Raw genomic sequence first — 26,198 nt, forward strand, 5'->3', positions numbered from 1 at the left:
CCCCCGAACCCCCTGTCGCCTTCACCCCCACCCCCACCCATCCGGAGGTAGACCATGGCCCTGCCCGAGCCGAACGGCATGAGCCGCCGCTCCCTGCTGCGCGGTGCCGCGATAGCCGGTGCCGGAGCGGCGCTCTCCCCGCTGCTCAACCTGTCCTCGACGGCGGCCGCCGCCACCGCGGGCAGCTACACGATCCGCTTCGACCAGGCCGCCAAGCAGACCATCCTCGGCCTGGGCTTCGAGATCCAGTCCGACTCCATCGGCTCGGGCAACAACGGCCTGCCGGACACCGTCAGCGGCGTCCCGCACGACCTCACCGACTCCGAACTCACCCGCTTCTACCAGCAGATGCTGATGGGCGGCCGCTCCGACCGGGGCTTCCGCTACTGCCGGCTGGCGATGGGCCTGTACTACCGGGGCCTGGACTCCACCGGCAAGCACATCCAGGACCGCTTCCCCGGCCAGGGCGCCGGCCTCGCCGACATGATGAGCCGCGCCCACATCGAGGGCACCTCGGTGGAGTACTGGTCGCCCGCCCCCGGCTGGAAGTCCAACAACTCCTACATCGGCGGCAGCCTGGCCTCCTTCGACGCCCAGTTCCTGGCCGACTTCGGCGACGCGCTGGTCGGCGACCTCGACCACCTCACCGCCCAGGGCATCCCGGTGTCGATGTGGGGCCTGCAGAACGAGCCGCGCAACTCCACCCCCTACTCCTCCTGCGTCTACAGCGCCGACCAGTACCTGGCGACCTTCAAGGCCGTCGCACCGAAGATCAAGTCGAAGTACCCGAACGTCACGGTCACCGCCGACAGCCAGGACGGCTGGGGCGGCGCGATCGGGCAGGCGATCATCGCCGACTCCACCGCGCTCTCCTACGTGGACGCCTGGACGTACCACCGGATCGGCTACGACTCCAACTACCAGATCGACAACGACTTCCGCCGCCAGGCGTTCGGCAAGCCGGTCTTCAACAACGAGTTCGAGTACCTCGACAACCAGACCTCCGACGTCCGGACGATCAACACCGCCCAGTCGATCATGAACTGGATGGTCTTCCAGGACGCCCCCACCTGGTTCTGGCTGCACGCCCTCAAGCCCACCACCAACGCCGAGTCGCCCGGCTACTCGCTCGGCTTCTGGCGGCCGCCGAGCGACACCGACTTCAGCCACTTCCCGAACATCCCGGTCGGCCACTGGGACTTCAACCCGCAGAACTGGAACGCGGTCGCCGGCTTCGTGAAGTACATGCCGTGGGACTCCGTCCGCTACGGCGTCGACGAGTCGGCCGTCCTGCGCGACCAGCGGATCATGGCCTGGAAGACCCCGGCCGGCAAGCCCGTCTTCGCCATCACCAACCGCTCCGCCACCGACTCCTTCACCTACACCGTCGACACCCAGACCGCCGCCGCCTTCGAGGGCCACCGCTACGGCCCCTCGACCAACAACCAGTCCCTGGGCTTCAAGACCGGCCCGAGCCTGACCCTGACCGTCCCGCCGCTGTCCATCGAGTTCTGGGTCCGCAACCCCTGACCCGCCCCCGGCCGCCCCGGTCCCCACCGGCCCGGGGCGGCCCCGCAAGCCGCGGCGGCGCGCACCGCCCCCGCCCTGACGGGCGGTGCGCGCCGCCGCACCCACCGAGCACCGCCCCGGAGGACACCGTGTCCTGCTTCTCCGCCCCCGCCCCCGCCCCCGCAGTCCGCCCCGCACCCGAAGGCGCGCCGACCCCGTCGGCGCGCCTTCCGCACGTCTGGGGGCCGCCGTGGATCGTCACCCTGCCCACCGCCCTGGCCGACGGCCGCACCGGCCTGCGGGTCTCGGCGCACTGGACGCCCACCGCCGCGGACGCCGTCGCCGCGGCCGGCAGACAGGCCGCCCGGGCGGGCGCCGCCCCCACGGGGGAAGGGGCCGACGTGCACCGCTGGGAGGCGGACGGCCTGGACCGAACCCGCACCCGCTGAACCGCCCCTGCGCCCCGCACCCCGTCCCGTCCGGGGGGTGCGGGGCGCAGTCGTGTCCGACGGCAGGCCCGGTCGGACAGTGGTGAGGTCGTGCAGCGGAGGTCGTGCAGAGGCCCCGCCGTCCGGCCCGATCCCCCGTACGGCCCCCGCCCGGGCACGTGGAAAGGCCCGCCCGGTGCGTCTGGCGCACCGGGCGGGCCCGGGTGGTGGGGCGGGGCGGGGCGGGCTACTCCTTGACCGCGCCGCCGGTCATGCCGCGCACGAAGGTCCGCTGAAGAAGGACGAAGCACAGCACGACCGGGATCGCGGCCAGCACGGAGCCGGCCATCAGCAGGTCCCAGCGCGGGGCGAACTGGTTCTGGAAGCGGGCCAGGCCCACCGGCAGGGTGCGCAGCAGCTCGTCGTTGGTGACCAGCGACGGCCAGGCGAACTCGCCCCAGGTCCACATGAACTTGAGCACCGCGACGGTGCCCAGCGCGGACCAGGAGTTCGGCAGCAGGATGCTGACCAGGGTGCGCAGCCGCCCGGCGCCGTCGATCGCGGCGGCCTCGTCGAGCTGCACGGGCAGCGTGACCAGGTGCTGGCGCAGCAGGAAGATCCCGGTCGGGCTGGCCAGGAACGGCACGATCAGCGCCCAGTAGGTGTCGATCCAGCCGAGGTCGCGCATGAACAGGTACAGCGGGACCAGGATGACCTGGGTGGGGATCATCAGGGTGGCGAGGATCAGGGTGAACACCGCCTGCCGGCCCCGGAAGCGTACCCGGGACAGCCCGTAGGCGGCCAGGGTGTCGAAGACCAGGTTGCCGGCCACCACCGCGCCCGCGACCAGCACCGAGTTGAGGAACCACTGCAGGAACGGGTAGGCCCGGACGACCTCCCCGTACGCGTCGAAGGACAGGTGGCCGGGCAGCAGGTGCCGGCCGGTGCCGACCAGGTCGTCCATGGACTGGAACGAGGTCAGCGCCATCCACAGCACCGGCAGTCCGGCGAAGACGCTGACGGCGACCAGCCACAGCGTGGAGAGCGGGCGGCGGGCGCGGGCGGGCTTGGCCATCACGACTCCTTCCGGGTCGTCCAGTGCCGCAGCACGGTCAGGGCGAGCAGGACGGCGAACAGCACCACCGAGGCCGCGGAGGCGACGCCGACGTCGCTGAGCAGCTTGGTGTAGATGAAGGTGACCACCGTCAGGGTGGCGTTGCCGGGACCGCCCTCGGTCATCACCCAGACCTGGTCGAACACCTTGAAGGAGTTGAACAGCAGCAGCAGGAACACCGCGGCGCTGGCCGGGCGGAGCATCGGCAGGGTGATCGAGCGGAACTGCCGCCACGGGCCGGCCCGGTCGATGGTGGCGGCCTCGTAGATCTCGTCGGGGATCCGCTGCAGGCCGCCGAGCAGGATCAGCGCGTAGATCCCGAACTCCTTCCAGATGCTCACCACCGCGACGGCGGGCAGCGCCAGGTGGTTGTCGAACAGCCAGCGGGCGCCGTCCGCGCCGAACAGGCCGGCCATCGTGTTCACCAGGCCGTGGTCGGGCTCGTACATCCACTTCCACACCAGGCCGGCCACCACCATCGGGATGACGGCGGGCAGCACGGTGACCGTGCGCACCAGCCGGGCGGAGGCGAGCTCGCGGTTGGCGGCCATCGCGGTGGCCAGCGCCAGCACGTACGTGCCGACCATGGTGATCGCGGTGAACACCACGGTGTTGACCATGCTGTCGCGGAACGACCCGGCCGCCAGGATGGTGCGGTAGTTGTCGGCGCCGACGAAGGTCTTGGGGCCCAGCAGGTTCCAGTGGTCGGTGCTCAGCAGCATCGACTGCACCATCGGGTAGAAGGTGAACCCGAGGATCACCAGCAGCGCGGGCGCCACCGACAGCCAGCCGGCCAGGGTGCCGGACGAGCGGCGCCGGGGGGTGCTCCGGCGCCGTCCGTCCGCGACCTGGCCGCGCCGGTGGGCGCGCAGATCGGTCAGGGAGGCCATCGCGGCTACTTCTTCTCGCCGTCGAGGGCCTGGCCGACCTGCGCGTCGATCGACTGCAGCGCCTTGTCGACGGGCTGCTGCCCGTTGACGCCGGCGACGACCGACGCCTTCTGCGCGTCCCAGCGGGCCTGGAAGGCGTGCCGGTCCTGCAGCAGCAGGTCGGGGGTGTTGCGCGAGAGCTGCTCGAAGATGGCGTTCCAGTTCGGGTCCGCCTTGACCTTCTCGTCGACGCTCGCCTTCACCGCGGGGTCCACCTTGGCCAGGTCGTACGGGAAGATCGCGTGGAAGTCCATGTACTGGGCGCTGCGCTCGGGCGAGGCCAGCCAGCGCATGAAGTCGCCTGCGGCGTTCAGGTTCCGGCTGTCGGAGCGGGCCACCAGGCTGTGGCCGCCGACCATCGAGCAGCCGCTCTTCGGGCCCGCCGGCATCGGGGCGACCGCCCACTTGCCGGCCGTCTTGTCCCCGCCGGCCTGGACGTTGGCGATCACCGACTGGAAGAACGGGAACATCGCCACCTCGCCGCTGATGAAGCCGTTCAGGGCGCTGGTGCCGGTCGGGGAGACCTTGTCGGTGTAGAAGGACTTCATGTACTCCATGGCGGTGCGCCCGGCCTCGGTGTCCTGGGTCGAGGTGGCGTAGTCCGGGGAGGTCAGGCTGCCGCCGGCCTGGCAGAGGAAGCTCTCCCAGGTCGAGTTGATCGCGTTGAGGTGGTCGTCCATGCCCTTGAACTGCCAGCCGCTGACCTTCTTGCCGGCCGCCGCCGACTCGTCGGTGATCTTCTTCGCGGTGGACTTCAGCTCGTCCCAGGTCTTGGGGGGCGCGGTGACGCCGTACTGCTGGAAGACGTCGGTGCGGTAGAGCATGACGTCGACGTCGAAGTAGAGCGGGACGCCGTACTGCTTGCCCTCGTACTCGTCGACCTTGGCCAGCGGCAGGAACTTGTCGGTGTCGGCGGAGGTGTAGCCGAGCTTGTCCAGCGGGGCCAGCGAGCCGGCCTTCAGGTAGTCCAGCTCCAGGCCGTTGTTCATCAGCCACACGTCGGGGCCGTTGCCGGCCGCGATGGCCTGCTTGATCTTGTCGCGGCCGTCCTTCCACTCCAGCTGGGTGAGCTGGACGGTGACCTTGTCCTGGGAGGCGTTGAACTGGTCGACCAGCTGCTTGACCTTGGCGTCGTCGCCGATCCAGTACGGCATCGACCAGAACTTCACGACGGCCCGCCCGTTGGCGTCCGTGGCGGGTGCCCCGGAGGAGGAGCAGGCCGCGGCGGACAGCAGGCAGGCAGACGCCAGCGCGAGGGCGGCGAGGCGGCGGGGGAGTGGTGCCATGGGTGGATCTCCTCGGGGGACGGGACGGCCGCGTGGGAGGGCCGCCCCGGGAGAGGTGCACGGGGAAGGGGGGCCGACGGAGCGGCCGGGGTACGGACCGGACGACGACTGGGCGTTTCGTCTCGGCGGAACCTGGCGTTAACGTATGCGATATACGAAACGCACGCCAGTGGCGTTGCCGTTTCGTTTCCAACCCGCCACCGCTCCGCCCCCAACGGCGGCGGGCGGCCGGGGAGCGAACCGCTCCCCGGCCGCCCGCGCGGTGGTGGGCCCGGGTCAGGGGGCCTGGACGGTGGCGGTGGCGCCGGGGGCGACCGGGACGGTGACGTAGGTGTACGTCGTGCCGTCGACCGTCTTGGTGGCGGCGCTCCGCGAAGCCCCGTTGACGGTCAGCGTGCCGTAGCTGCCGGGGATCCGGGCCTCCCAGGTGTAGCCGTCCGTGCCGGTCTTGTTGGTCAGCGTCGACTTGGTGGTGCCGTCGTGGCGGAGGGTGAAGGTGTTGCGGCCGATCGGGAGGTCGTCGAGCTGGAGCCAGGAGGTGCCGGTGGGCAGGTGGGGGGCGGTGGCCAGGGTGTGCGCGGGGGCGTTCGGGTCGACGCCCATCAGGCCCTGGACGGTCTGGCTGACCAGGGTGAAGGAGACCTCCGGGTAGTCGCCGTCGGGGCCCTGCTTGGTGACCACGTGCTGGTCGTTGCGGCGGTCGTAGACGTACTGCATCCACTTCCAGGCCGTGTCGTTGCGGTTGTAGGCGAAGAAGGTGTCCGGCAGGTAGGTGTACGCCTCGATGTTGGAGGGCTTGTCGGCGCCCTGCGACTGCTGGTCGATGTAGTCGAGGTAGGCGTCGTTGCGCGGGCCCGCGTCGACGATCTTCTTCATCGGCATGAACCAGGAGTTCTCCTTGCCCCAGCCGGTGATGGCCGCACCGCTGGTGCTGTAGCCGCGGACCATCGAGGCGCCGCTGCCGGTGCCGCTCCAGGTGGTGTTGAAGTAGCTCTTCAGGTCGGCGGCCTTCTGCGCGTACTGCGCGGACAGCGCGCTGTCGCCGCGGCCGGCGGCCAGGTCGGCGACGGCCAGCAGGGCCTGGTACTGGGAGCCGATCGAGTCGCCGGCCTCGGCGAAGTGCTCGCCGCCGCCCTCGTCGTAGCTGGCCGCGCCGGAGAAGATGCCGTTGCCGGTGCCCTCGGCGACGCCGTTGGGCTTGGCGGAGTCGTGCTGGGTGATGAACTCGTTGGTGGCGTGCTGGTAGTACGACCACAGCGCGGGGTCGGTGACGTAGGAGCTGTCGCCGCTCCAGCGGTAGGCCCGGTCGGCCTTCTCGACCAGCTCGAAGGTCGCGGGCACCTCGCGGACGAAGCTGTCCGGGCCGTAGTAGTCGATGGACAGGTTGGTGCGGTCGTCGAAGTTCAGCGACCAGACCGGGTAGTACTTCTGCTCGGCGGTGGCGGTAGCGGCGAACGCGCCCAGCATGCTGCGGTTCTCGGTGTGCAGGCCCAGCGCGGCGGCGCCGTCCACCTGGTGGGCGGCGTCGCGGCCGTAGAAGGCGGAGCGGTGCGCGTAGCCCGCCCAGTACGAGGCCTCGTAGGTGGTGCTGCCGGTGCCGCCGGTGTGGTTCTCGTCGACGTTCACCGGGCCGGTGGCGCCCGGGAGCTGCACCCAGCTGTCGGCCTTGGCGGTGGCCCAGGCGAACAGTTCGGCGATCTTCGGGTCGGAGGAGGTGGCCTTCGGCTGGGTCGCCGGGGTGGGGGAGACCATCAGGTCGTCCACGTTGATCCAGGAGCTGCCGGACTCGAAGGCGATCTCGATCCGGTCCCCGGCGTTCACGGCGACCCGGCCGACGGTGTAGCGGGCGTAGCCGGAGCGGGACGGCAGGGCGACCGTCCCGGCGACGGTGCCGTTGACCCGGACGGTGAAGGCGCCGCCGGTGCCGCCGGTGGAGATCCAGGCCGAGAAGCCGTAAGTGCCGGGGCCGTTGGCGGTGATGGTCTGGGAGACCTTCTTGCCGGTGCCGCCGTCCAGGTAGGCCAGCTTGGTGCCGCCGTGCGGGTTGTTGGTCGCCACGCCGGTGCCGGAGGTGAACTGCCAGGCGGAGCCGCCCTGTTCGAAGCCCGGGTCGGTGACGGCCGGGCCGGACAGCGCGAGCGAGACGTCGTCGACGTTGAGCCAGGAGCTGCCGGACTCGAAGGCGATCTCCAGCTGGTCGCCGGCCTTCACCGCGATCCGGGGAACGGTGTAGCGGGCGTACGCGGCCCGGACGGCGGGGGCGACCGTCCCGGCGACGGTGCCGTTGACCCGGACGGTGAAGGCGCCGCCGGCGCCGCCGGCGGCGATCCAGGCCGAGACGTCGTAGACGCCGGCGCCCTGGGCGGTGATGGTCTGGGAGACCTTCTTGCCGGTGCCGCCGTCCAGGTAGGCCAGCTGGCCGCCGGAGTGCGGCAGGTTGCTCGCCACACCGCTCCCGGAGGTGAAGGACCAGCCGGAACTCCCGCTCTCGAAGCCGGGGTTGGCGATGGCCGGGACGGCGGTGGCGGCGGCGGCCGCAGTGGGAGCGGTGGCGGGGGCGAGCGCCGCCAGCAGGGGGAGGGCCGCCAGCAGGGTGAGGCGGGCAGGGCGCGCAGGACGCATGGGGAGCTCCGGTCAGGGTGGGGTGACGGATGCGATGGGCGGACGCTAACAGTCCGGATGGCAGCCTTCAATACCCTTGCAATGTTTCAATGTCATATACGTCGCCGTATTTTCAATGACATCTTGCAAGTCGGATCGCGGGGTTGCTAGCGTCCTGCCCAGTCGGCACCAGAGCCGACCTGGAACAAGGTGGTTCGATCATGGACATCTCTCGTCGCAGCGTCCTGAGAGCGGGCGGCGCCCTCGCCGTCGGAGCGGGCCTGTCCGGCCTGGCGGCCTGCAGCGGCTCGGGCAGCGGGAGCGGCGGTGGCGCCGGGGCCGAGGGCTCGGCCACCAAGGGCGACATCACCGTCTGGAGCTGGGCCAGTCCGGCCGCCGAGATGAAGGCCCTGGTCCCGGCCTTCAACGCCCAGTACCCGGACATCAAGGTCACCGTCCAGGACATCGGCAACCCGGCGATCTGGGACAAGATCACCACCGGCCTGGCGGCCGGCGGCAGCGGCCTCGCCGACGTCATGCACATCGGCATCGACTACCTGCCCGGCTACACCGAGAAGTTCCCCAACGGCCTGGCCGACCTCGGCCGGCTCGGCGCCGACACCTACAAGGACGCCTTCGCCGCGGGCGTGTGGGAGAGCGCCGTCGGCCGCAACGGCAAGGTCAGCGCCCTGCCGATGGAGGCCAACTCCGGCGGCTTCTACTACCGCTCCGACATCTTCGAGCAGGCCGGGGTGGACGTGAAGTCCATCGCCACCTGGGACGACGCCATCGAGGCCGGCAAGGTCGTCAAGGCGAAGACCGGCAAGTACCTGCTCGGCCTCGACAAGCCCGCCTCCATCCCGGACGCGGCCAACTTCTTCCAGATGCTGCTCCAGCTCCAGGGCGCCTTCTACTTCGACCTGGACGGCGGCATCACGCTCGACTCCGCCGAGTCCGTCAAGGCCATGACGATCATCAAGCAGCTCAACGACGCCGGCCTGGTCGCCGACCTCTCCGGCGGCTGGAACGCCCAGATCGCCGCGATCAAGGCCGAGACCTGCGCGGTGCTGCCGATGCCGACCTGGTACGGCGGCATCATCGAGGACACCGTCCCCGACCAGAAGGGCAAGTGGGGCGTCCGGCTGCCCCCGGCCGTGCGCCGCGGCGGCTCCACCGCCGCCACCGTCAACTCGACCTACCTGAGCATCGCCGGCAGCAGCAAGCAGCAGGCCGCCGCCTGGAAGTTCGTCGAGTTCGTCCTCACCCGGCCGGAGAACCTGGTGAAGATCTACAAGGACAAGGGCATCGCCCCGGCTCTGATGAAGGCCTACGACGACCCGGTGTTCCACACCCCGTCGGAGTTCTTCGGCGGCCAGCAGAAGGGCGAGGTGTTCCTCGACGCGCTCAAGGCCCCCTCCCCGGCCGTCAACTACAGCTCCGACTACGCCCGCGCGCTCAAGGTCGTCACCGACGCCCAGACCAAGGTGCTGCTCAAGGGCGCCGACCCGGCCGAGGTGCTCAAGCAGGCCGCCGACCAGCTCGCCCAGCAGACGGGCCGCAGGGTCGTCCGATGAGCACCGCCACCACCCAGCGGCCCACCGGGCAGCAGGCGGCCCCCCGGTCGGGGCCGCCCCGCCTGACCGGACGACGGCTGGCCCCGTACGCCTTCGTGCTGCCGGCCGTCGCCCTGTTCGCCGCGTTCAAGCTCTACCCGATCGGCTGGTCCCTCGTCCTCAGCCTGTACAAGAGCGTCGACGGGACGGACACCTTCGTCGGCGGCGACAACTACACCCGACTGCTGCACGACCCGCTGTTCTGGACGGCGCTGAAGAACACCGCCGTCATCCTGGTGATCCAGGTCCCGATCATGCTCGCGCTGGCCACCGCCCTCGCAGTGGCCTTCAACTCCCGGCTGCTGCGCGCCCGTTCGCTGTTCCGGCTCGGCTTCTTCCTGCCGATGGTCACCGGCCTGGTCGCCTACGGCGTGATCTTCTCGGTCCTGCTCAACGAGAAGTACGGCCTGGTCAACTGGCTGCTGCACTTCGCCGGCATCGGCCCGGTGCCTTGGCTGACCGACCCGCTCTGGGCGAAGATCTCCCTGGCCCTCGCCCTGACCTGGCACTACACCGGCTACAACGCCGTCATCCTGCTCGCCCGGCTGCAGTCGATCCCCGCCGAGCTGTACGACGCCGCCGCCGTCGACGGCGCCGGCCCCTGGAAGGCGTTCCGGCACGTCACCCTGCCCGGGCTGCGCCCCGCGCTGCTGCTCACCACCGTGCTGTCCACCATCGGCACCCTGCAGATCTTCGACGAGCCGTTCATCCTCACCCACGGCGGACCGGACAACGCCACCCTGACCATCGGCGTCTACCTGTACCAGAACGCCTTCACCTACTTCGACTTCGGCTACGCCTCGGCCATCGCCTACGCGCTGGCCATCCTGATCGGCATCCTCGGGCTGATCCAGTTCAAGGTGCTGGGAGACAAGTCATGAGCACCACCCCGGCCACCGCCGCCGCCCGCCGAGCCAAGGGCGCCCCCGGCCGCCTGCGCAACAGCATCGGCCTCACCTGGGGGCTGGCCATCGCGCTCGCCGCCGTCCTGCTCCCGTTCTACTGGCTGGTCATCGCCGCCACCCACACCAGCAACGAGATCTTCGACTCCCCGCCGCCGCTCACCCCCGGCGGCAACCTGTTCCACAACCTGAGCACCCTGCAGACCACCGCGCAGTTCGGCCGGGTGGTGCTCAACTCGCTGCTGATCGCCGTCGTCTACACCCTGTGCGCGGGAGCCGTCTGCACGCTGGCCGGCTACGCCTTCGCCAAGTACCGCTTCAAGGGCCGCGACGCGATCTTCGGACTGCTGATGCTCGGCCTGGTCGTGCCCAACCAGGTCACCCTGGTCCCGCTGTTCAAGATGATGGCCGACCTGGAGTGGCTCAACACCTACCAGGCGGTGATCCTGCCCAACCTGGCACTGCCCTTCGGGATCTTCCTGATGCGCCAGTCCATGGGCACCATCCCGGACGAACTGCTCGACTCCGGACGGATCGACGGCTGCGGCGAGTTCCGGCTCTTCCTGCGGGTGGTGCTGCCGCCGATGCGCCCCGCGCTCGCCGCGCTCGGCATCTTCCTGTTCCTGTTCCAGTGGAACGACTTCGTCTGGCCGCTGGTCGTGCTGCGCGACAGCGCCTCGCTGACCATCCCGGTCGCCCTCGCCTCGCTGAAGGGCGTCGTCGACACCGACTACGGCGCGATCATGACCGGCACCGCCGTCGCCGCGATCCCGATGGCGATCGTCTTCCTCGCCCTCCAGCGCCACTTCGTCTCCGGCCTGCTGGCCGGCGCCGTCAAGGAGTAACCGCCGTGACCACCCTGGCCCCCGAGGCCGTCACCACCGCCGAGCTCGCCCCGGCCCGGTACGCCCCCCTGCTCGACACCGTCGAGGTCGCCGTCCTCGCCGACGGCACGGACGCCGCATGGAGCCTGGACGGCACCGGACCGGGCGTCAGGGTCCTGCGGATCGACGCCCCCGGGGCCGCGGTCGAGGTCCGCCTCACCGTCCCGCTCGGCGACGCCGCCGGCTACTGGCACCCCGGCGCCGACTGGCGCCGCACCCTGGTCGCCGACTGGGAGGGCCGGGCCACCGTCAGCCTGGCCGACAGCCTCGCCGCCGGCTGCCTGTACGACTCCACCGGCGCCACCCTGCTCACCTTCGCCACCGCCGACCCGGTGCCCGAGGTCTCGCTGCGCTACGGCGTCTCCGAGGAGAACGACACCCACGTCGTCCACCTCCACCTGCCGCCCGCCGACCAGCCCCACCGTCTGCTGTTCGTCCCGCGGGCCGCCTCCGTCGCCGGCGCCCTGCGCCCGCTGCGCGGCTGGTACGCGGCCCGCACCGACCCGATGCCCGTCCCGGAGGCCGCCCGGCTGCCGCTGTGGTGCACCTGGTACGCCTACAACCAGGACGTCGACGCCATCGAGGTCACCGAACAGGCCCGGATCGCCGCCGAGTTGGGCTTCGGGGCGCTGATCCTGGACGACGGCTGGCAGCGCTACGGCAGCGGCCGCGGCTACGCGGGCGTCGGCGACTGGATCCCCGACGGGGCGAAGTTCCCGGACTTCGCCGGGCACGTCGCCGTCGTCCGCGAGACCGGCCTGCGCTACCTCGCCTGGATCGCCCCGCTGCTGCTCGGCCCGAACGCCGACTGCCACGCCGCCTGGGCCCCGTACGCCACCCGCGCCGCCGGCGTCCCCGGCGCGCACGTCCTCGACCCGCGCCACCCGGAGGTGCGCGCGCACGTCGTCGACACCTGCGTGCGGGTGGTGCGCGACTACGGTCTGGACGGCCTCAAGGTCGACTTCCTCGACGAGGCCATGGTCTACGCCCACGACGGCGGCGAAGACGTCGGCCGGGCCCTGCTGCTGCTGCTCGCCGACCTGCGCACCGCCCTCGAAGCCGTCCGCCCCGAACTACTGCTGGAGCTGCGCCAGCCCTACGTGGGCCCGGCCATGGCCGCGTTCGGCAACATGCTGCGCTCCTTCGACTGCCCGGCGGACTCCACCGCCAACCGGGTCCGCACCCTGGACACCGCGCTGCTGGCCACCGGCGGCGTCGTGCACAGCGACCCGCTGCTGTGGGACGCCGGCGCCCCCGTCGAGGCCGCCGCCCGGCAGCTGATCGGCGCCCTGCACTCCGTCCCGCAGGTCTCCGTGCGACTCGACACGCTGCCCGCCGAACACCTCGACGCGCTGCGCTTCTGGCTCGCCGAATGGCGCCGGCTGCGCCCGCAGCTGCTGGAGGGCGCCGTCGAACCCGGCCGCCCCGACGAGCAGTACACCCTGGTCGAGTCGGTCGCCGACGGCGTCCGGGTGGTCGACGTGCACACCGAGCGGGCGGTGCCCGTCCGCCCCGCCGAGCACACCGAAACGGTCCTGGTCAACGGCAGCACCGCGGACCGGATCGTACTGGACCTGCAGGGCGTCCAACTGCCGGTGGAGATCACGGTGCACGGCCCCGACGGCCGTATCATCGAGCGGGTCCAGACCACTTTCGCACCGGGTCTGCGCAGCCTCCGGGTGCCGCGGACCGGTCTGGTGAAGATCCGCGGCAACGCGTGACCCGAGCGGTGGAGAGCGCGATGGAACGTCAGGCGAAGGGGAGGACATGAAGATCGGCATCGTCGAGATCGCCGCGCACGCGGGCGTCAGTGAGGCGACCGTCAGCCGGGTGATCAACCGCCGGCAGGGCGTGGCCAAGAAGACCCGGGACGCCGTCGAGCAGGCCATGGCCGAACTCGGCTACGAGCGCGCGGTGCAGGGCCAGATCGTGGCCGTCGTCACCGAGCACGTCTCCAACCCGTTCTTCGCCGACGTCGCCGAGCGGATCGAGGCCGCGCTCGCCCCGCACGGCCTCAAGACCATCCTGTGCCCCGCCTTCCCCGGCGGGGTGCAGGAACCCGAGTACATCTCGGCGATCGTCGACAAGGGCATCGCCGCGGTCGTGTTCCTCTCCGCGTCCAACACCGTCGAGGGCGCCGACGAGGAGGTGTACGAGCTGCTGCGCTCGCGCCGCATCCCGTACGTCGGCGTCAACGGCGAGTTCGCCGACGGCGTGGCGGTGCCGGTGTTCTCCACCGACGACCGGCTCGCCGCCGAGCTCGCCGTCGACCACCTGCACCGGCTCGGGCACCGCGCCATCGGCATGGTCTCCGGTCCGGCCGGCAACCACCCCTCCGACCGGCGCGTCCAGGGCTTCCTGGACGCGATGGCCCGGCGCGGACTGCCCGACGCGCAGCAGCTGGTGGTCCGCCAGTCCTACACCGTCGAGGGCGGGCAGGCGGCGGCGGGCGTGCTGCTCGGGCTGGGCGCGACCGCGATCGTCGCCGCCAGCGACTACATGGCGCTCGGCGTGATCCGCGGCGCGCGGCGGCTGGGGCGCACGGTGCCGGAGCAGGTGTCGGTGGTCGGCTACGACGGCACGATGATCACCGAGTTCACCGACCCGCCGCTGACCACCGTCCGCCAGCCCACCGACCGCCTCGCCCTGGAGGTCGGCCGCAGCGTCCTCGCCCTGGTCGGCGGCCGGGAGACCCCCGTCGGCGAGCTGCTGTTCGACCCCGAGCTGGTGATCCGCTCCACCACCGGGCCCGCTCCGCTCGCCTGACCCGGGCCCACCGCCGGGCCCACCGCCCGGGGCGTCGTCGACCGACGCCCCGGGCCGGTCCGGCACGCCTGCGGAAGGACGTCGCCGCAGGTCGGTAACGGTCTTGCGGCAGTGGGGGTTGGCTCTTGCGGCGGCCCGCCGACCCTGTGCATCGTATACGTATCGATTAGTCCCCCGACCCGAGAGACCGGTGACCCCCATGCTCCGCAACGGACTCGAGCCCTGGCACATCCTGATCGCCGTCGTCGTCCTCGTCCTGCTCTTCGGCTCCAAGAAGCTCCCCGACATGGCCCGGGGCCTCGGCAAGTCGATGCGCATCCTCAAGGCCGAGACCAAGGCCCTGCGCGACGAGGACGAGCCGACGGCCCCCGAGGCCGCCCCGACGGCGGCGCAGCTCGCCGCCCCCGAGGCCGTCGCGCCCTCGGCCGCCGAGCGGGCGCGCGACCGCTCCGCCTGACCCGTCCCGCTTCCGCCCCCAGGCCCCGTCGTACGCGTACCGGCGGGGCCTCCTGCTGACGTCCTCCGGAGGCTCCGGTGAACCCCCGCGCCGCCCGCGCAGTCGGGCCCGCACCCGCCCCGGCCGGCGCGTTACCCCCGGCCCCCGCCGCGACGGCCGCCGCCTGCGCCGCGTTCGTCCTGATCGGCGCCCTCCAGGCGCTCTGCGGCCCGGCCATCCCCGCCCTGCGCCCCGCCCACGGCATCGCACCCGCCACCGCGGGCCTCGCCCTCAGCGCCCCCTTCACCGGCGCCATCGCCGGAGTGGTGCTGTACCACCGCCTCAAGAGCCGCGACCGGACCCGCGCCCCGCTGCTGCCCGGCTCGCTGCTGCTCACCGCCCTGGCCGCGGCCGCCGGGTACCTCGTCCGCCGTGCCCGGACGGAGAGGTGACGGGGCGCCGGGGCGCGGACCCCGTCGAGGGCGGCCCCGGGAGCGGCCGGGAGGACCGGGCCGCGCAGCCCGGGAACGGGGGAGCCGCCGGACAGGAGAGCGACGGGACCCTGGCGGCGCGGTCGTGCGGTGCGGCAGCGAGGAGCCGGAGCAACGACGCCCGGCAGGCCGGCCGTCGGGCGGACCGCGGTGGGCCCGGCAGGGCGGACCCGAGCGCGGGTACGGCCGGTCGGCCGGAGAACGCCCGGGTTCCGGACCGCCGCGTTCCCGGCCGTCGCCCGCCCGGTCCTCGTCTGCCACGCCGTCACGTGCCGGGTACCCGGCTCCCGTTCGGCGAAGCCGCCGACCGCGTCGAGCACCGGCGCCTCGCGGCGGCGCTCGCGGCCGGGTTCGCCGGGCGGCTGCCCCTGGGCGTGGTCACCGTCCTGCTGCTGGTCGCCGGCGCCGGGCCGGGGCACTCGCTGGGGACGGCCGCCGCCGCGAGCGCGATGGCGGTGGTCGGGCTCGCGGTCGGGGCTCCGCTGCAGGGACGGCTGCTCGACCGCAGGCCGCCGTCCCGGGTGCTCGGCTGCTACGCGGCCCTCCAAGGCGCCGTCCTGCTGGTCCTGGCCGCGGCCCTGACCCGCCCGCCGGAGTGGCCCGTCGTGCTGCTCGCCTTCGTCCAGGGCGCGACCGTTCCCGCCCTGTCCCCCTGCGTCCGTCTGGTTCTCCGCCACCACGCGGGGCCGGACGGCCCCGGACGGGCGTTCACCGTGGACGCCGTGCTGACCGAGGTCGTCCACCTGGCCGGCCCCGCGCTCGCCGCGGTCGGCGCCGCGCTGGTCGGGCCCCCGGCGCTGCTCGCCGGGTGCGCGGTGCTGGTGGCCACCGGCGCCGCCGGGTTCCTGGCCGCCGTCCGCCCCGGGTGGCTGCGGCCCGACGACCGGCACGCCGGCCCGCCCGGCGGCTCCGGCCCGGTCCGGGGCTTCCTGCTCGCCGCCGCCCTGCTCGCCGCGCCGTTCGGCGTCGCCGAGGCCGCGCTGACCGCCCGCGCGGCCGAACTCGGCACCGGGCCGGGCCCGGTGGGTGCCGCCCTCACCGCGCTGGGCCTCGGCAGCGTGCTCGGCGGCACCCTCTACGGACTCGTCCGCCCGCGCCCGTACCCCGGCCGCCGCTTCCGCCTGCTCGCCCTCGCCCTCGGCGCGGGCCTGTCCACCCCGGCCCTGGCCGCGGCCCCGCCCGCCACCCTCGTCCTCTTCTCCCTCACCGGCCTCTGCGTCTCCCCGCTCGCCGGCCTCACCACCGAGATCCTCGACCGCCTCACCCGCCCGGGGCCTGGATCCGCACCCAGAGCTGGTACGCCGTCACCAACGCCGCCGGCCACGCGGGCGGCCTCGCCCTCACCGGCGCCCTGGCCGCCCCGCTCGGCACCCCCGCCGCCGCCTCGCTGGCCGCCCTCTCAGCCGCCCTCGGCGTCCTGGCGGCAGGCCCGGCGCTGCGTCGGCTGCGCCGTGACCCAGGCTGGCTACCGGCCATCGGCCCCGGAGGCCCGGAGCGGCCGTAACAGCGCCGCGCACCTCCGGGTCCGTGGTGACGCGAAGAGTGTTTCGCCGATGGCCCGCCCACCAAGCGACCTCTCTCCGGGCGGATCCCGAAAGGCCCGGGCGGGCGCCGATCTGCCTGCCTTCCTTCCTGCGGGCCAGTCGACCGGACGGGGCGAGGCCCTTGGGGGCCTTCCCCCGTGAAGGTGGACACGCGGTTGGTTGTCACGCGGCGAGTGTGAGCTTAGCCGTGTGCTGTCGGCGTTCGTAGTCGTTCGGGCTGAGGTGGCCGTTGGCGGAGTGCCGGCGGCGGGTGTTGTAGCGGGTCAGCCAGGCGAACACGGTCCTGCGGCAAATGGTGGAGTCGCCGTAGTCGCGGGTGCCCCGGAGCGTCTCGCGCTTGAGGGAGGCGTGGAAGCTCTCGCAGGCCGCGTTGTCCGCGCTGCTGCCGGCCGCGCCCATCGATCGGGTGACGCTCAGGTCCAAGCACAGGTCGGCGAAGGCCCTGGACCCGTATTGCGCCCCGTGGTCAGAATGGAACACGGCCCTGTCCAGGCCGCCGCGGGTCGCGGCTGTCATCTGCAGCGCGTCGGCGACCAAAGTGGTGCGCATATGGTCGGCGATCGACCAGCCCACGACCTTGCGGCTGAAGCAGTCCAAAACGGTCGCCAGGTAGAGGAACTCCCCGCCCGCAAGCGGCAGATACGTGATGTCGCCCATGTACTTGCGTGCCGGCTCCGGGGCGTTGAAGTCCCGCTCGAACAGGTCCGGGACCGCGTGGGCGGCCGGGTCCGGAACGGTGGTGCGGACCCTTCTTCGCAGACGGACACCGACGATGGAGTACGTCCGCATGACCCGGGCGACCCGCTTGTGGTTCACCCGCGGCCCGGTCTCGCGCAGTTCCGCGGTCACCCTCGGCGAGCCGTAGGCCCCACCGGAGTCGGCGTGGATGCGACGGATCCGTTCGGCCAGGACCTCGTCCTCGCGTCGGCGGACGGCTCTGGCACCGGCGCCGCCGAGCCACTTGTAGTAGCTGGACCGGTTGACGTCCAGGACCTGGCACAGCCGCTTCACCTCGTAGGCGTCCCGGTGGTCATGGACGAACTGGAAGCGGCTCACCAGTTCGTCTCGCCCGCGAAATACTTGGCCGCCTTGCGCAGGATGTCCCGCTCGGTGGCCAGCTTCCGCTCGCTGGCCTCCTGCTCGGCCACCCGGGCCTCCAACTGCCGGATCCGCTCGTCCGGATCACCGGACACGGCCAGCTGTCCCGCCCGAGGAGGCGTCGTCCCTCCCCCCGGGCATCTGCGGCCACGATGCCGCGGCGGTCGCGGTCGCGCAGCACCCACTCGCGCAACGTCGCCCGGTTGACGCCCAGGTCAGCGGCGATGTCCTTGTACGTCGCCCCGGGCGTGGACTCGTACAAGGCCACGGCATCGGCCCTGAACTCGTCCGAATAGTCCTTCATCGCCATCGGCGCTTTTCTCGCTTCCTCCAGATCAAGCAGATCCAGTATCAGCGTGTCCACCACTCAGGACGAAGGCCCCAACGACTTCGCCCTCGTAGCAGCACAACGCGACCTTGCTCAGGCCCAGGCAACGGAGCGGGAGGTCCACGACAGCACGGACCGATCCATCACCGCCGTGTGCGAGAACCTGCAGATCCCCATCGCCCGGACGCAGCACCAGGTCGACTCGGTTCGGGTCCACCTGAGAACCGAGCTCGACTCCGTCCACCAGCAGCGCCGCCAGCTGACCCATGAAGCCGAACTCCTCGTGGCTGCCGGCCGCCCGGAAGGGACTACGCCGGGCTACGACGCCACGCTCTCCCAGCAGTACGAGCGGGCGACCCAGGAACTCGCTCAGACAACCGAAAGAGTCGCTGACCTGGAACAGGTCCTCGCGGCCCACGTCCAGTCCCAGAACACCGTCAAGGCCGAGATCTCCCGCATGGACCGACTGATCGCCTCGGTGGACGTTTTCGGCAGCTTGCCGGTACGGCTCTGCCCCGCGTGCGTGGCGGCAGTCGGCCCGCCCTGGTCCGGTTGTGTGAAGAGTCGGTCAGGCGTGCGCGTTCTCGACCGGGCGGGGGGTCTCCGCGCGTCGGGAACGTGCGACGGCCAGGCCGGCGGCGACCGCCAGGGTGACGAGGCCGAGGACCCCGACGGCGCCGGCGAGGTCGCCCGCGGGCTTGGCGGCGGCGAGCAGGAGCAGGGGGCAGACGAACTCGCCGAGGAAGAAGGCGGTGTTCCACAGGCCGGTGCCGCGGCCGCGGTTGGCGGGGGTGAGCAGGGCGACGGTGCGGTTGATCAGGGTGGGCAGCAGCATGCCGGTGCCCAGGCAGTTGACGACGGCTCCGAGGACCAGGAGGGGGACGTTGCCGGCGAGGGCGATGATGCCGAAGCCGGCCGCGCAGAGTGCGAGGGTCCAGGGGAGCAGGCGTTCGGCGTGGTCGGTGAGGCGGGTGAAGGCGGCGGCGCCGGCGACGGTGGCGGCGCTGGCGATCGCGGTGCACAGGCCGATGGTGGCGGGGGCTTCGGTGCCGAGGTCCTTGAGGAGGAAGGAGGTCTCGACGGGGATGGTGTAGAAGACGATCGCGCCGAAGAAGGTCAGCGCGCAGGGGGCCAGCAGGCGGCGAAGCAGCGGGGCGAAGGGGGTGAGGGCGACGGTGGCCGGGGCGTTGTCGGTGCGGCGGGTGGCCGGGCGCAGCACGGTGGCCAGCAGGGGTGCGAGCAGCAGGCCGACGGCGTAGGCCCAGAAGGGTGTGCGCCAGCCGGCCGAGCCGGCGGCGCCGCCGAGGGCGAAGAAGGCGGTGGCGGAGACGGCGGAGCATATCGCCTGTAGGGCGAGGTACTTCTCGCGCTGCTTGCCGCTCCAGTAGTCGCCGATGAGGGTGGTGCAGCAGGTCATGATGGCGGATTCGGCGACGCCGACCAGGGCCCGGCTGGCGATGATCGCGGGCAGTGAGTCGAGCCAGAGCGGGGCGGTGCCGACGATCGCGTAGAGCACGGTGGCGATCACCAGCAGGCGGTGGCGGCCGAGGCGGTCGATGATCGCGCCGGCGAACGGTGCCATGACGGCGAGGGAGAGCGCGGGGACGGTCAGTGCCATCGGGGCGAGGGCGTCCACGCCGGAGACGGAGGTGAAGTGGTCCTGGAGTTTCGGGAGGACCGGGGCGATCAGGACGGCGCCGAGGATCGGCAGGCAGCTGCCCGCCATCAGCAGGGTCACCGTCAGCCGGGGCCGGGCGAGGACCGGGCCCGGCGCGGGCACGTCGAGGGAGAGGGAGGCGGACATGGCGGCTCCGTTCGAAGGGGCGGGACCGCGGCCGAGCGGGGGCGGGCGCGTGCATCGGTCTGCCCGGCCGGGGCGGCGGGGCGGTGCCGGAAAGGAGCGCCGTGTCGACGGGCCGGGGTGGCAGTCATCCTGGACGGGGCGGGGGGCCTGGGGGAATGCCTCTACTGATCACTTGTGTGGATGCCGTTCATTCGCCGGACGGATGGGGGTGTGTCTGCTCCTGGAGTTCGGTGCCGACCCGGGCAGCGGTCTCGCGCAGCCACTGGTGGGCGGCGTCCTGGGTGTGGACGGGGTGCCACCACAGGGCCTCGGTGAGCGGGACGGGGTCGAACGGGCAGGGGAGGGCGCGGACGCCGCTGTGCGGGCCGATGAGGGCGGCGAGACGTTCCTGGATCAGGGCGATCCGACGGGTGCCCGCCACCATGGCGGGCAGCAGCTGGAAGCTTCCGACGGAGACTTCGACCCGGGGTTCGATGCCGAGCAGGGCGAGTTGCCGGGTGGCGGGGGCGTCGTGGGTGCGCTGGTAGACGGCCCAGGGCAGGTGTGCCAGGTCGGCCAGGGTGAGTCCGTTGGCGACTTCCTCGTGGTCGTCGGCGACCAGGCAGACCCAGCGGTCGGTGTACAGGTCGAGGGAGGGGTAGCCGGTGATCACCCCGTGCGGCAGCAGGAGCCCGTCGGCGGTGCCGAGGAAGTCGGTGATGGAGTCGACCAGGGTGGGGCCGACCTGCTGGAAGCGCAGCCGGACGCCAGGGGCCTCGGTATGAAGGACGCGGGCGAGACGGGTGCCGAAGACGGCGGCCCCGTAGTCGGAGGAGAGCAGGGTGAACTCGCGCTCCGCGGTGGCGGGTTCGAAAGAGGCCTGGCAGGTGAAGACCCGTTCCAGCAGGTCGCAGGCGGGGCCGGTCATGGTGAGCAGCGCGGCGCCGAGCGGGGTGGGGGTGTAGGCGTTGCTGGCGCGGATGAGCAGCTGGTCGTCGAAGTGCTTGCGCAGGCGGGCGAGGGCGGCGCTCGTGGCGGGTTGGCTGAGGCCGAGTCGCTGGCCGGCCCGGGTGACGTTGCGTTCCTCCAGCAGGGCGCGCAACGCGGGGAGCAGGTTGAGGTCGAGGGTCGCGAGGTTCATCGGGCGACTCGCTTATCCGTGTGATGGATGGGAGGTATCAATAGAATTGATTTCCATGATTGCCGTGCCGGGGCCACATTAGTCGCAACGCATCGAGAGGAAACCTCGTGGCAACACACGCGCAACTCCGCGGCCCCTTCGCCCTCGGCACGTTCGCCGACGGCGACGGCGCGCCCTTCCCCGGTCTGGTGGCCGAAAGCCGGGTCCTGGACCTCCGCGGCCGCCCCGCGCTCGGCAGCCCCACCACCACCCGCGACCTGCTGGAGCGCTGGGAGGAGGTGCTGCCGATTCTGGAGCGCCTGGCCGAGGGCGCGAAGGGCGCGACGGGGACGAAAGACGCCTGGCGGCCGGTCGACAGCCTGCGTACCCTCGCCCCGGTCGAGCCGCGGCAGTTGCTGCAGTCCGGCGCCAACTACCGGCAGCACGTGATCGACCTGGCGATCGCGCACCGCCCCGCCGAGGACACCCGACCCGTCGAGCAGGCCCGCGCCGAGATCGGCGCGATGATGGACCGCCGGGCCGCCGAGGACCAGCCGTACATGTTCATCGGCCTGCCGTCCTCGATCACCGGCCCCTACGACGACGTCGAGCTGCCCGACTGGTGCACCAAGCCGGACTGGGAGTTGGAACTCGCCGCCGTCATCGGCGCCCCCGCGTACCGGGTCACCCCCGAGCAGGCGCTCGGGCACGTCGCCGCGTACACCATCGCCAACGACCTCACCGCCCGCGAGCTGGTCTTCCGCCGTGACATGCCGGAGATCGGCACCGACTGGCTGCGCTGCAAGAACGTCCCCGGCTTCACCCCGCTCGGCCCCTACCTGGTGCCCGCCGCGTTCGTCGCGGACCCCGCCGACCTGCGGGTCACGCTGAAGCTCAACGGCGAGACCATGCAGGACGAGTCGACCGCCGACATGCTCTTCGACGTGGCGCGGATGGTCTCCTACGCCTCGCAGACCACCCGGCTGCTGCCCGGCGACCTGGTCCTCACCGGCAGCCCGGCCGGCAACGGCATGCACTGGGGCCGCTTCCTCGCCGACGGCGACGTCATGGACGGCACGATCACCGGCCTCGGCGTCCAACGCACCCGCTGTGTCCGGGAGTCGGCGTGAACGCCCTGGACCGCACCGACCCCGAGGGCGCGATAGCCGCGGCCGCGAAGGCGTACTCGAACTGGGGTCGCTGGGGCGCCGAGGACCGGCTCGGGACGCTGAACTTCCTGGACGAGGACAAGCGCCGGGAGGCCGCCGGGCTGATCCGGCAGGGCGTCAGCTTCTCGCTCGCCCAGCGCTTCGACATGAACGGCCCGCAGAAGGGCTGGCGCCGCCGCACCAACCCCGTGCACACCATGCTCGACACCGGCACCGACGCCGCCGCCGGACTGCAGGGCTTCCCGCACGGCATCGGCGGCGCCGACGACGTGATCGCCATGCCGCTGCAGTGCTCCACCCAGTGGGACGGCCTCGGCCACATCTTCGACCACGGCCGGGCGTGGAACGGCCGCGACGCCGCCACCACCGTCACCTCCGAGGGCGACCTCGTCACCGGCATCGAACACATGGACCGGCAGATCGCCGGCCGCGGCGTCCTGCTGGACGTCGGACGGGCGATCGGCGCCGACGGCGAACTGCCCGACGGCTTCGCGGTCACCGAGGAGCACCTCGCCGCCACCATCGAGGCCCAGGGCCCGAGTTCGGCCGTCGGACGCGGCGACATCGTCGTGATCCGCACCGGGCAGCTCAGCCGGGCGCGGCGCGAGGGCTGGGGCGAGTACGCGGGCGGACCGGCACCGGGCCTGTCGTTCACCACCGCCGGATGGCTGCACGGCAGCGAGATCGCCGCGATCGCCACCGACACCTGGGGCTTCGAAGTGCGCCCCAACGAGTTCGACCACGCCTTCCAGCCGCTGCACCAGGTTGCCATCCCCAACATGGGCCTGCTGATCGGCGAGATGTGGGACCCGGACGCCCTCGCCGCGCACTGTGCCGCCGACGGCGTGTACGAGTTCTGGCTGACCGCCGCCCCGCTGCCGATCACCGGTGCGGTCGGCTCCCCGGTCAACCCGATCGCCGTCAAGTAATCCGCGCGACCATCCCGGACCGCCGGTCGGTCGATACGCCCGGACAGCCCTCGGCCGACCGGCTCTCTTCCCCTTTTCTCTCCCGTTCGCCGCGCGACGAGGCGCGGCCCACCCGCCAGGGAGCAACCCCCATGACATCAACCAGTGTCCGATCCGTCCTGGTGATCGGCGGCGGCACCGCAGGCAACGGCCTGACCGTGCTGCTGCGCCGGGCCGGGATCGCCGTCGACCTGGTCGAGGCCAAGCCCGACTGGAACGTCTCCGGCTCCGGAATCACCCTGCAGGGCAACGCACTTCGCGCCCTGCGCGAGATCGGCGTCTGGGAGCAGGTCCGGGAGTCGGGCTTCGCGTTCGACTCCGTCGGCATCACTGCCCCCGACGGTACCGTGCTGCACGTCGCCCGTGACGTGCGCACCGGCGGCGAGGACCTTCCCGCCACCGTCGGCATGCAGCGCCCGCAGTTGCAGCGCATCCTGATCGACGCGGTGAAGGCCACCGGCGCGAACGTCCGCCTGGGCACCACCGTCACCGCGCTGCGCGGCGACGCCGAGGGCGTGGACGCCGAGTTCTCCGACGGGAGTTCGGGCCGCTACGACCTGGTGGTCGGTGCGGACGGCATCTCCTCCGCGACCCGCGCCATGATCGGCATCACCGAGAGCCCCGAACCGACCGGGATGGCGATCTGGCGCACCCCCGCGCCGCGCCCCGTCGGCGTCGAGCGTACCGACCTCACTTACGGCGGGCCCGCGTACATCGCCGGGTACTGCCCGACCGGGCCCGACACCGTCTACGCCTACCTGGTCGAACCCAAGCGCGACCGCGCCACCATCGACCCCGCGAGCTACGCGGAGGAGATGCGGCGCCTGGCGGCCGGGTACGGCGGTCACTGGGAGCAGATAGCGGCGTCGATCACCGACCCCGGGCAGGTCAACTACACCTGGTTCGACCGGCACCTGGTCGAGGGTCCGTGGCATCGGGGTCGGGTGGTGCTGGTGGGTGATGCCGCTCACGCCTGCCCGCCCACCCTCGCGCAGGGCGCCGCGATGTCCCTGGAGGACGCCCTGGTACTGGCCGAACTCCTCACTGACGCAGACGAGTTCAGCGAGCAGCTGCTCATCGACTACCACGCCCGCCGCCTGCCGCGGGTGCGCATGGTGGTGGAGAACTCCTGCCAGCTGGGCCAGTGGCTGATGGACGGCGTCCGCGACGCCGACGTCCCCGGCCTGATGGCCCGCACCACCGCCGTCCTGAAGGAGACCCCGTGAGCGCCCCCCACGCTGCGGCGGCGACCCCTGCGGTCGACGTCCACGCCCACCTGCTGCTGCCCGAGGTCGAAGCCCTCGTCGCCGGGCAGCCCGGCCTCGCCCACGCCAAGGCCCTGGACGCCCGCCGCAACGGGCCGAAGTCGCTGGCCGTCAGCGGCCCGATGGTCGCCGCCCGGATCCCGCTGCTCACCGACCCGGCCGCCCGGCTCGCCGCCATGGACGCTCAGGGAGTGGATGTGCAGCTCGTCTCCCCGTCGCCCTCGCACTACCACTACTGGGCCGACGAGCAGACGGCGCGCAAGGTCTGGGAGGCCGCGAACACCGCGACCGCCGCGCACTGCGCCGCCGCCCCCGACCGGCTGCGCGGCCTGGGCCTGATCCCGCTCCAGCACCCGCACCTGGCCGTCGAAGCACTCGACCACGCCCTCGCCGCCGGGCTGCTCGGCGTCGAACTCTCCAGCCACGCACCCGGCGTGGAGCTCTCCGACCCGCTCCTGGAGGCGTTCTGGGCCCGGGCCGCCGAGAGTGGCGCGGTGCTGTTCCTGCACCCCTTCGGCTGCACCCTCGACGAGCGCCTCGACCGCTGGTACCTGTCCAACACCGTCGGCCAGCCCACCGAGAACGCCGTCGCCCTCTCCCACCTGATCTTCTCCGGAGTCCTCGACCGCCACCCCGGCCTGAAGATCGTCGCCGCGCACGGCGGCGGCTACCTGCCCACCCACATCGGCCGCTCCGACCACGCCTGGCGGGCCCGCCCCGACGCCCGCGGCTGCGCCCACGAACCCAGTTCCTACCTGCGGCGGCTGTACTTCGACTCCCTCGTCCACGACCCCCACGTGCTGCGGGAGTTGATTCGCGCGGCGGGCGCCGACCGGGTGCTGCTCGGCTCCGACTTCCCGTTCGACATGGGCACCGAGGACCCGCTCGCCGCCCTCACCGAGGCCGAACTCACCGACTCCGAGCTGGCGGCCGTGCGCGGCGCCAACGCCACAGCCCTGCTGGGCCTCTGACAGAGGAGAACCGTCCATGAACCGCCTGCTCACCCACCTGCGGCACGTCGATCTGGCCGTGCCCGACTTCGAGAAGCAGCTCGACTTCTACTCCGGCGTCTGGGGCCTGACCGAGACCGCCTCCGACAACGGGATCTCCTTCCTGGCCGCCGAGGGCTCCCCCGAGCAGTACGTGGTGCGCCTGCGCCGGGCGGAGGAGAAGCGCCTCGACCTGGTCTCCTACGGCGCCGCCACCCCCGCCGACGTCGACACCCTCGCCGAGCAACTCCTCTCCCAGGGCGTGCAGTTGATCTCCCGCCCGGGCACCGTCGACACCCCCGGCGGCGGCTACGGCTTCCGCTTCTTCGACTGCGACGGCCGCACCGTCGAGGTCTCCGCCGACGTCGCCGCCCGCCAGCACCGCCGCATCGAGACCCAGGAGTCGATCCCCGTCCGGCTCTCCCACGTCGTCCTCAACTCGCCCGACCTGGACCGCACCCGGCTCTGGTACGAGCAGCACCTCGGCTTCCGGCTCTCCGACACGCTGTCCTCCCCGCACATGGGCGAGGTCATGCACTTCATGCGGATCAGCAACCAGCACCACTCGATGGCCCTCGCCAAGGGCCCGCACACCTCGCTGCACCACATCTCGTTCGAACTGCGCGGCCTGGACGAGTACATGTACGGCACCGGGCGGGTGCTGCGGGCGGGCGTCCGCAAGATCTGGGGCCCGGGCCGGCACCTGGCGGGCAACAACACCTTCTCCTACTTCCTCGACCCGCACGGCAACACGGTCGAGTACACCACCGAACTGGAGTCCCTGGACGAGGACACCTGGCACCCGCACGTCTACGACTTCTCGCAGCCCGAGGTCACCGACCAGTGGGGCACCGCCAACCCGATGAGCGAGATCGTCGCCAAGGAGTCCTTCAACGACGTCGACCGCGGTGTCTTCGTCGCCCCGCCCGTGTGACGCGAACCTTTCGACGGACCGTCATCAACAAGCCCCGGGGA

General features: G+C 72.1%; 22 protein-coding genes and 1 pseudogene. 15 read left to right on the plus strand and 8 right to left on the minus strand.

Annotated elements, in window-relative coordinates:
- Positions 1-54: 54 nt before the first annotated feature.
- Positions 55-1,530, plus strand: coding sequence for a glycoside hydrolase (locus EDD39_RS23415; RefSeq protein ID WP_123559005.1), 1,476 nt, complete (start codon positions 55-57; stop codon positions 1,528-1,530).
- A 128-nt stretch (positions 1,531-1,658) separates the two neighbouring features.
- Positions 1,659-1,958, plus strand: a complete 300-nt coding sequence (locus tag EDD39_RS23420) for a hypothetical protein (protein WP_123559007.1) — start codon at positions 1,659-1,661, stop codon at positions 1,956-1,958.
- A gap of 226 nt (positions 1,959-2,184) precedes the next feature.
- Here the strand turns inward: EDD39_RS23420 and EDD39_RS23425 are convergent, their stop codons facing one another.
- From EDD39_RS23425 to EDD39_RS23440, 4 genes are all read right to left on the minus strand, one after another.
- The gene (locus EDD39_RS23425; RefSeq protein WP_123559009.1) at positions 2,185-3,012 is read right to left on the minus strand and encodes a carbohydrate ABC transporter permease; all 828 of its coding nucleotides are present in this window, start codon (positions 3,010-3,012) and stop codon (positions 2,185-2,187) included.
- Entirely contained in the window at positions 3,012-3,941 is a 930-nt protein-coding gene (locus EDD39_RS23430) for a carbohydrate ABC transporter permease (RefSeq protein WP_123559011.1), read from the minus strand. Before EDD39_RS23430 ends, EDD39_RS23425 begins: the two co-directional genes overlap by 1 nt.
- A gap of 5 nt (positions 3,942-3,946) precedes the next feature.
- A complete protein-coding gene (locus EDD39_RS23435) occupies positions 3,947-5,266 on the minus strand; it encodes an ABC transporter substrate-binding protein (RefSeq protein WP_123559013.1) in 1,320 nt (439 codons plus the stop codon).
- A 276-nt stretch (positions 5,267-5,542) separates the two neighbouring features.
- Complete coding sequence (locus EDD39_RS23440; RefSeq protein ID WP_123559015.1) at positions 5,543-7,888, minus strand: carbohydrate-binding protein; 2,346 nt, start codon at positions 7,886-7,888, stop codon at positions 5,543-5,545.
- A 200-nt stretch (positions 7,889-8,088) separates the two neighbouring features.
- On the opposite strand from EDD39_RS23440, the gene EDD39_RS23445 reads away from it, so the two are divergent.
- The 8 genes from EDD39_RS23445 to EDD39_RS23480 all read left to right on the plus strand — a co-directional run bounded on the left by EDD39_RS23445 (position 8,089) and on the right by EDD39_RS23480 (position 16,644).
- On the plus strand, positions 8,089-9,441 hold the full coding sequence (locus EDD39_RS23445) for an ABC transporter substrate-binding protein (protein WP_123559017.1): 1,353 nt from the start codon (positions 8,089-8,091) through the stop codon (positions 9,439-9,441).
- Positions 9,438-10,361: a carbohydrate ABC transporter permease gene (locus tag EDD39_RS23450; protein WP_123559019.1), complete on the plus strand. Its 924-nt coding sequence runs from the start codon at positions 9,438-9,440 to the stop codon at positions 10,359-10,361. The genes EDD39_RS23445 and EDD39_RS23450 overlap by 4 nt, the downstream gene beginning before the upstream one ends.
- Positions 10,358-11,227, plus strand: coding sequence for a carbohydrate ABC transporter permease (locus EDD39_RS23455; protein WP_123559021.1), 870 nt, complete (start codon positions 10,358-10,360; stop codon positions 11,225-11,227). Before EDD39_RS23450 ends, EDD39_RS23455 begins: the two co-directional genes overlap by 4 nt.
- Before the next feature lie 5 nt (positions 11,228-11,232).
- A complete protein-coding gene (locus EDD39_RS23460; RefSeq protein WP_123559023.1) occupies positions 11,233-12,987 on the plus strand; it encodes a glycoside hydrolase family 36 protein in 1,755 nt (584 codons plus the stop codon).
- A 46-nt stretch (positions 12,988-13,033) separates the two neighbouring features.
- Positions 13,034-14,032, plus strand: a complete 999-nt coding sequence (locus EDD39_RS23465) for a LacI family DNA-binding transcriptional regulator (protein WP_123559025.1) — start codon at positions 13,034-13,036, stop codon at positions 14,030-14,032.
- 199 nt (positions 14,033-14,231) lie between these two features.
- Positions 14,232-14,489: a Sec-independent protein translocase subunit TatA gene (gene tatA, locus EDD39_RS23470; protein ID WP_123559027.1), complete on the plus strand. Its 258-nt coding sequence runs from the start codon at positions 14,232-14,234 to the stop codon at positions 14,487-14,489.
- Between the two features lie 77 nt (positions 14,490-14,566).
- Entirely contained in the window at positions 14,567-14,920 is a 354-nt protein-coding gene (locus EDD39_RS40360; protein WP_208765566.1) for a hypothetical protein, read from the plus strand.
- Positions 14,921-15,228: 308 nt separating this feature from the next.
- Complete coding sequence (locus tag EDD39_RS23480; protein ID WP_123559029.1) at positions 15,229-16,644, plus strand: MFS transporter; 1,416 nt, start codon at positions 15,229-15,231, stop codon at positions 16,642-16,644.
- A gap of 21 nt (positions 16,645-16,665) precedes the next feature.
- Here EDD39_RS23480 and EDD39_RS23485 read toward each other — a convergent pair.
- From EDD39_RS23485 to EDD39_RS23505, 4 genes and pseudogenes are all read right to left on the minus strand, one after another.
- Positions 16,666-17,911, minus strand: a pseudogene (locus EDD39_RS23485) (IS3 family transposase).
- A gap of 25 nt (positions 17,912-17,936) precedes the next feature.
- Entirely contained in the window at positions 17,937-18,347 is a 411-nt protein-coding gene (locus EDD39_RS23490) for a hypothetical protein (protein ID WP_123559031.1), read from the minus strand.
- A gap of 150 nt (positions 18,348-18,497) precedes the next feature.
- Positions 18,498-19,733, minus strand: coding sequence for an MFS transporter (locus EDD39_RS23495; protein WP_123559033.1), 1,236 nt, complete (start codon positions 19,731-19,733; stop codon positions 18,498-18,500).
- Positions 19,734-19,920: 187 nt separating this feature from the next.
- Positions 19,921-20,853 (minus strand): LysR family transcriptional regulator, encoded by a 933-nt coding sequence (locus EDD39_RS23505; RefSeq protein ID WP_123559036.1) that lies wholly within the window; start codon positions 20,851-20,853, stop codon positions 19,921-19,923.
- A 107-nt stretch (positions 20,854-20,960) separates the two neighbouring features.
- Between EDD39_RS23505 and EDD39_RS23510 the strand changes: the two genes are divergently transcribed.
- The 5 genes from EDD39_RS23510 (at position 20,961) to EDD39_RS23530 (ending at position 26,157) form a co-directional block, all read left to right on the plus strand.
- Complete coding sequence (locus tag EDD39_RS23510) at positions 20,961-21,962, plus strand: fumarylacetoacetate hydrolase family protein (protein WP_123559038.1); 1,002 nt, start codon at positions 20,961-20,963, stop codon at positions 21,960-21,962.
- A complete protein-coding gene (locus EDD39_RS23515; RefSeq protein ID WP_425269721.1) occupies positions 21,959-22,930 on the plus strand; it encodes a cyclase family protein in 972 nt (323 codons plus the stop codon). The genes EDD39_RS23510 and EDD39_RS23515 overlap by 4 nt, the downstream gene beginning before the upstream one ends.
- Before the next feature lie 131 nt (positions 22,931-23,061).
- Positions 23,062-24,195, plus strand: coding sequence for an FAD-dependent oxidoreductase (locus EDD39_RS23520; protein ID WP_123559040.1), 1,134 nt, complete (start codon positions 23,062-23,064; stop codon positions 24,193-24,195).
- Positions 24,192-25,205, plus strand: a complete 1,014-nt coding sequence (locus EDD39_RS23525) for an amidohydrolase family protein (protein WP_123559042.1) — start codon at positions 24,192-24,194, stop codon at positions 25,203-25,205. Before EDD39_RS23520 ends, EDD39_RS23525 begins: the two co-directional genes overlap by 4 nt.
- A 16-nt stretch (positions 25,206-25,221) precedes the next feature.
- Complete coding sequence (locus EDD39_RS23530; RefSeq protein ID WP_123559044.1) at positions 25,222-26,157, plus strand: VOC family protein; 936 nt, start codon at positions 25,222-25,224, stop codon at positions 26,155-26,157.
- The last annotated feature ends 41 nt before the right edge of the window (positions 26,158-26,198 follow it).

This window comes from Kitasatospora cineracea (genome assembly GCF_003751605.1).
GTDB lineage: Bacteria > Actinomycetota > Actinomycetes > Streptomycetales > Streptomycetaceae > Kitasatospora > Kitasatospora cineracea.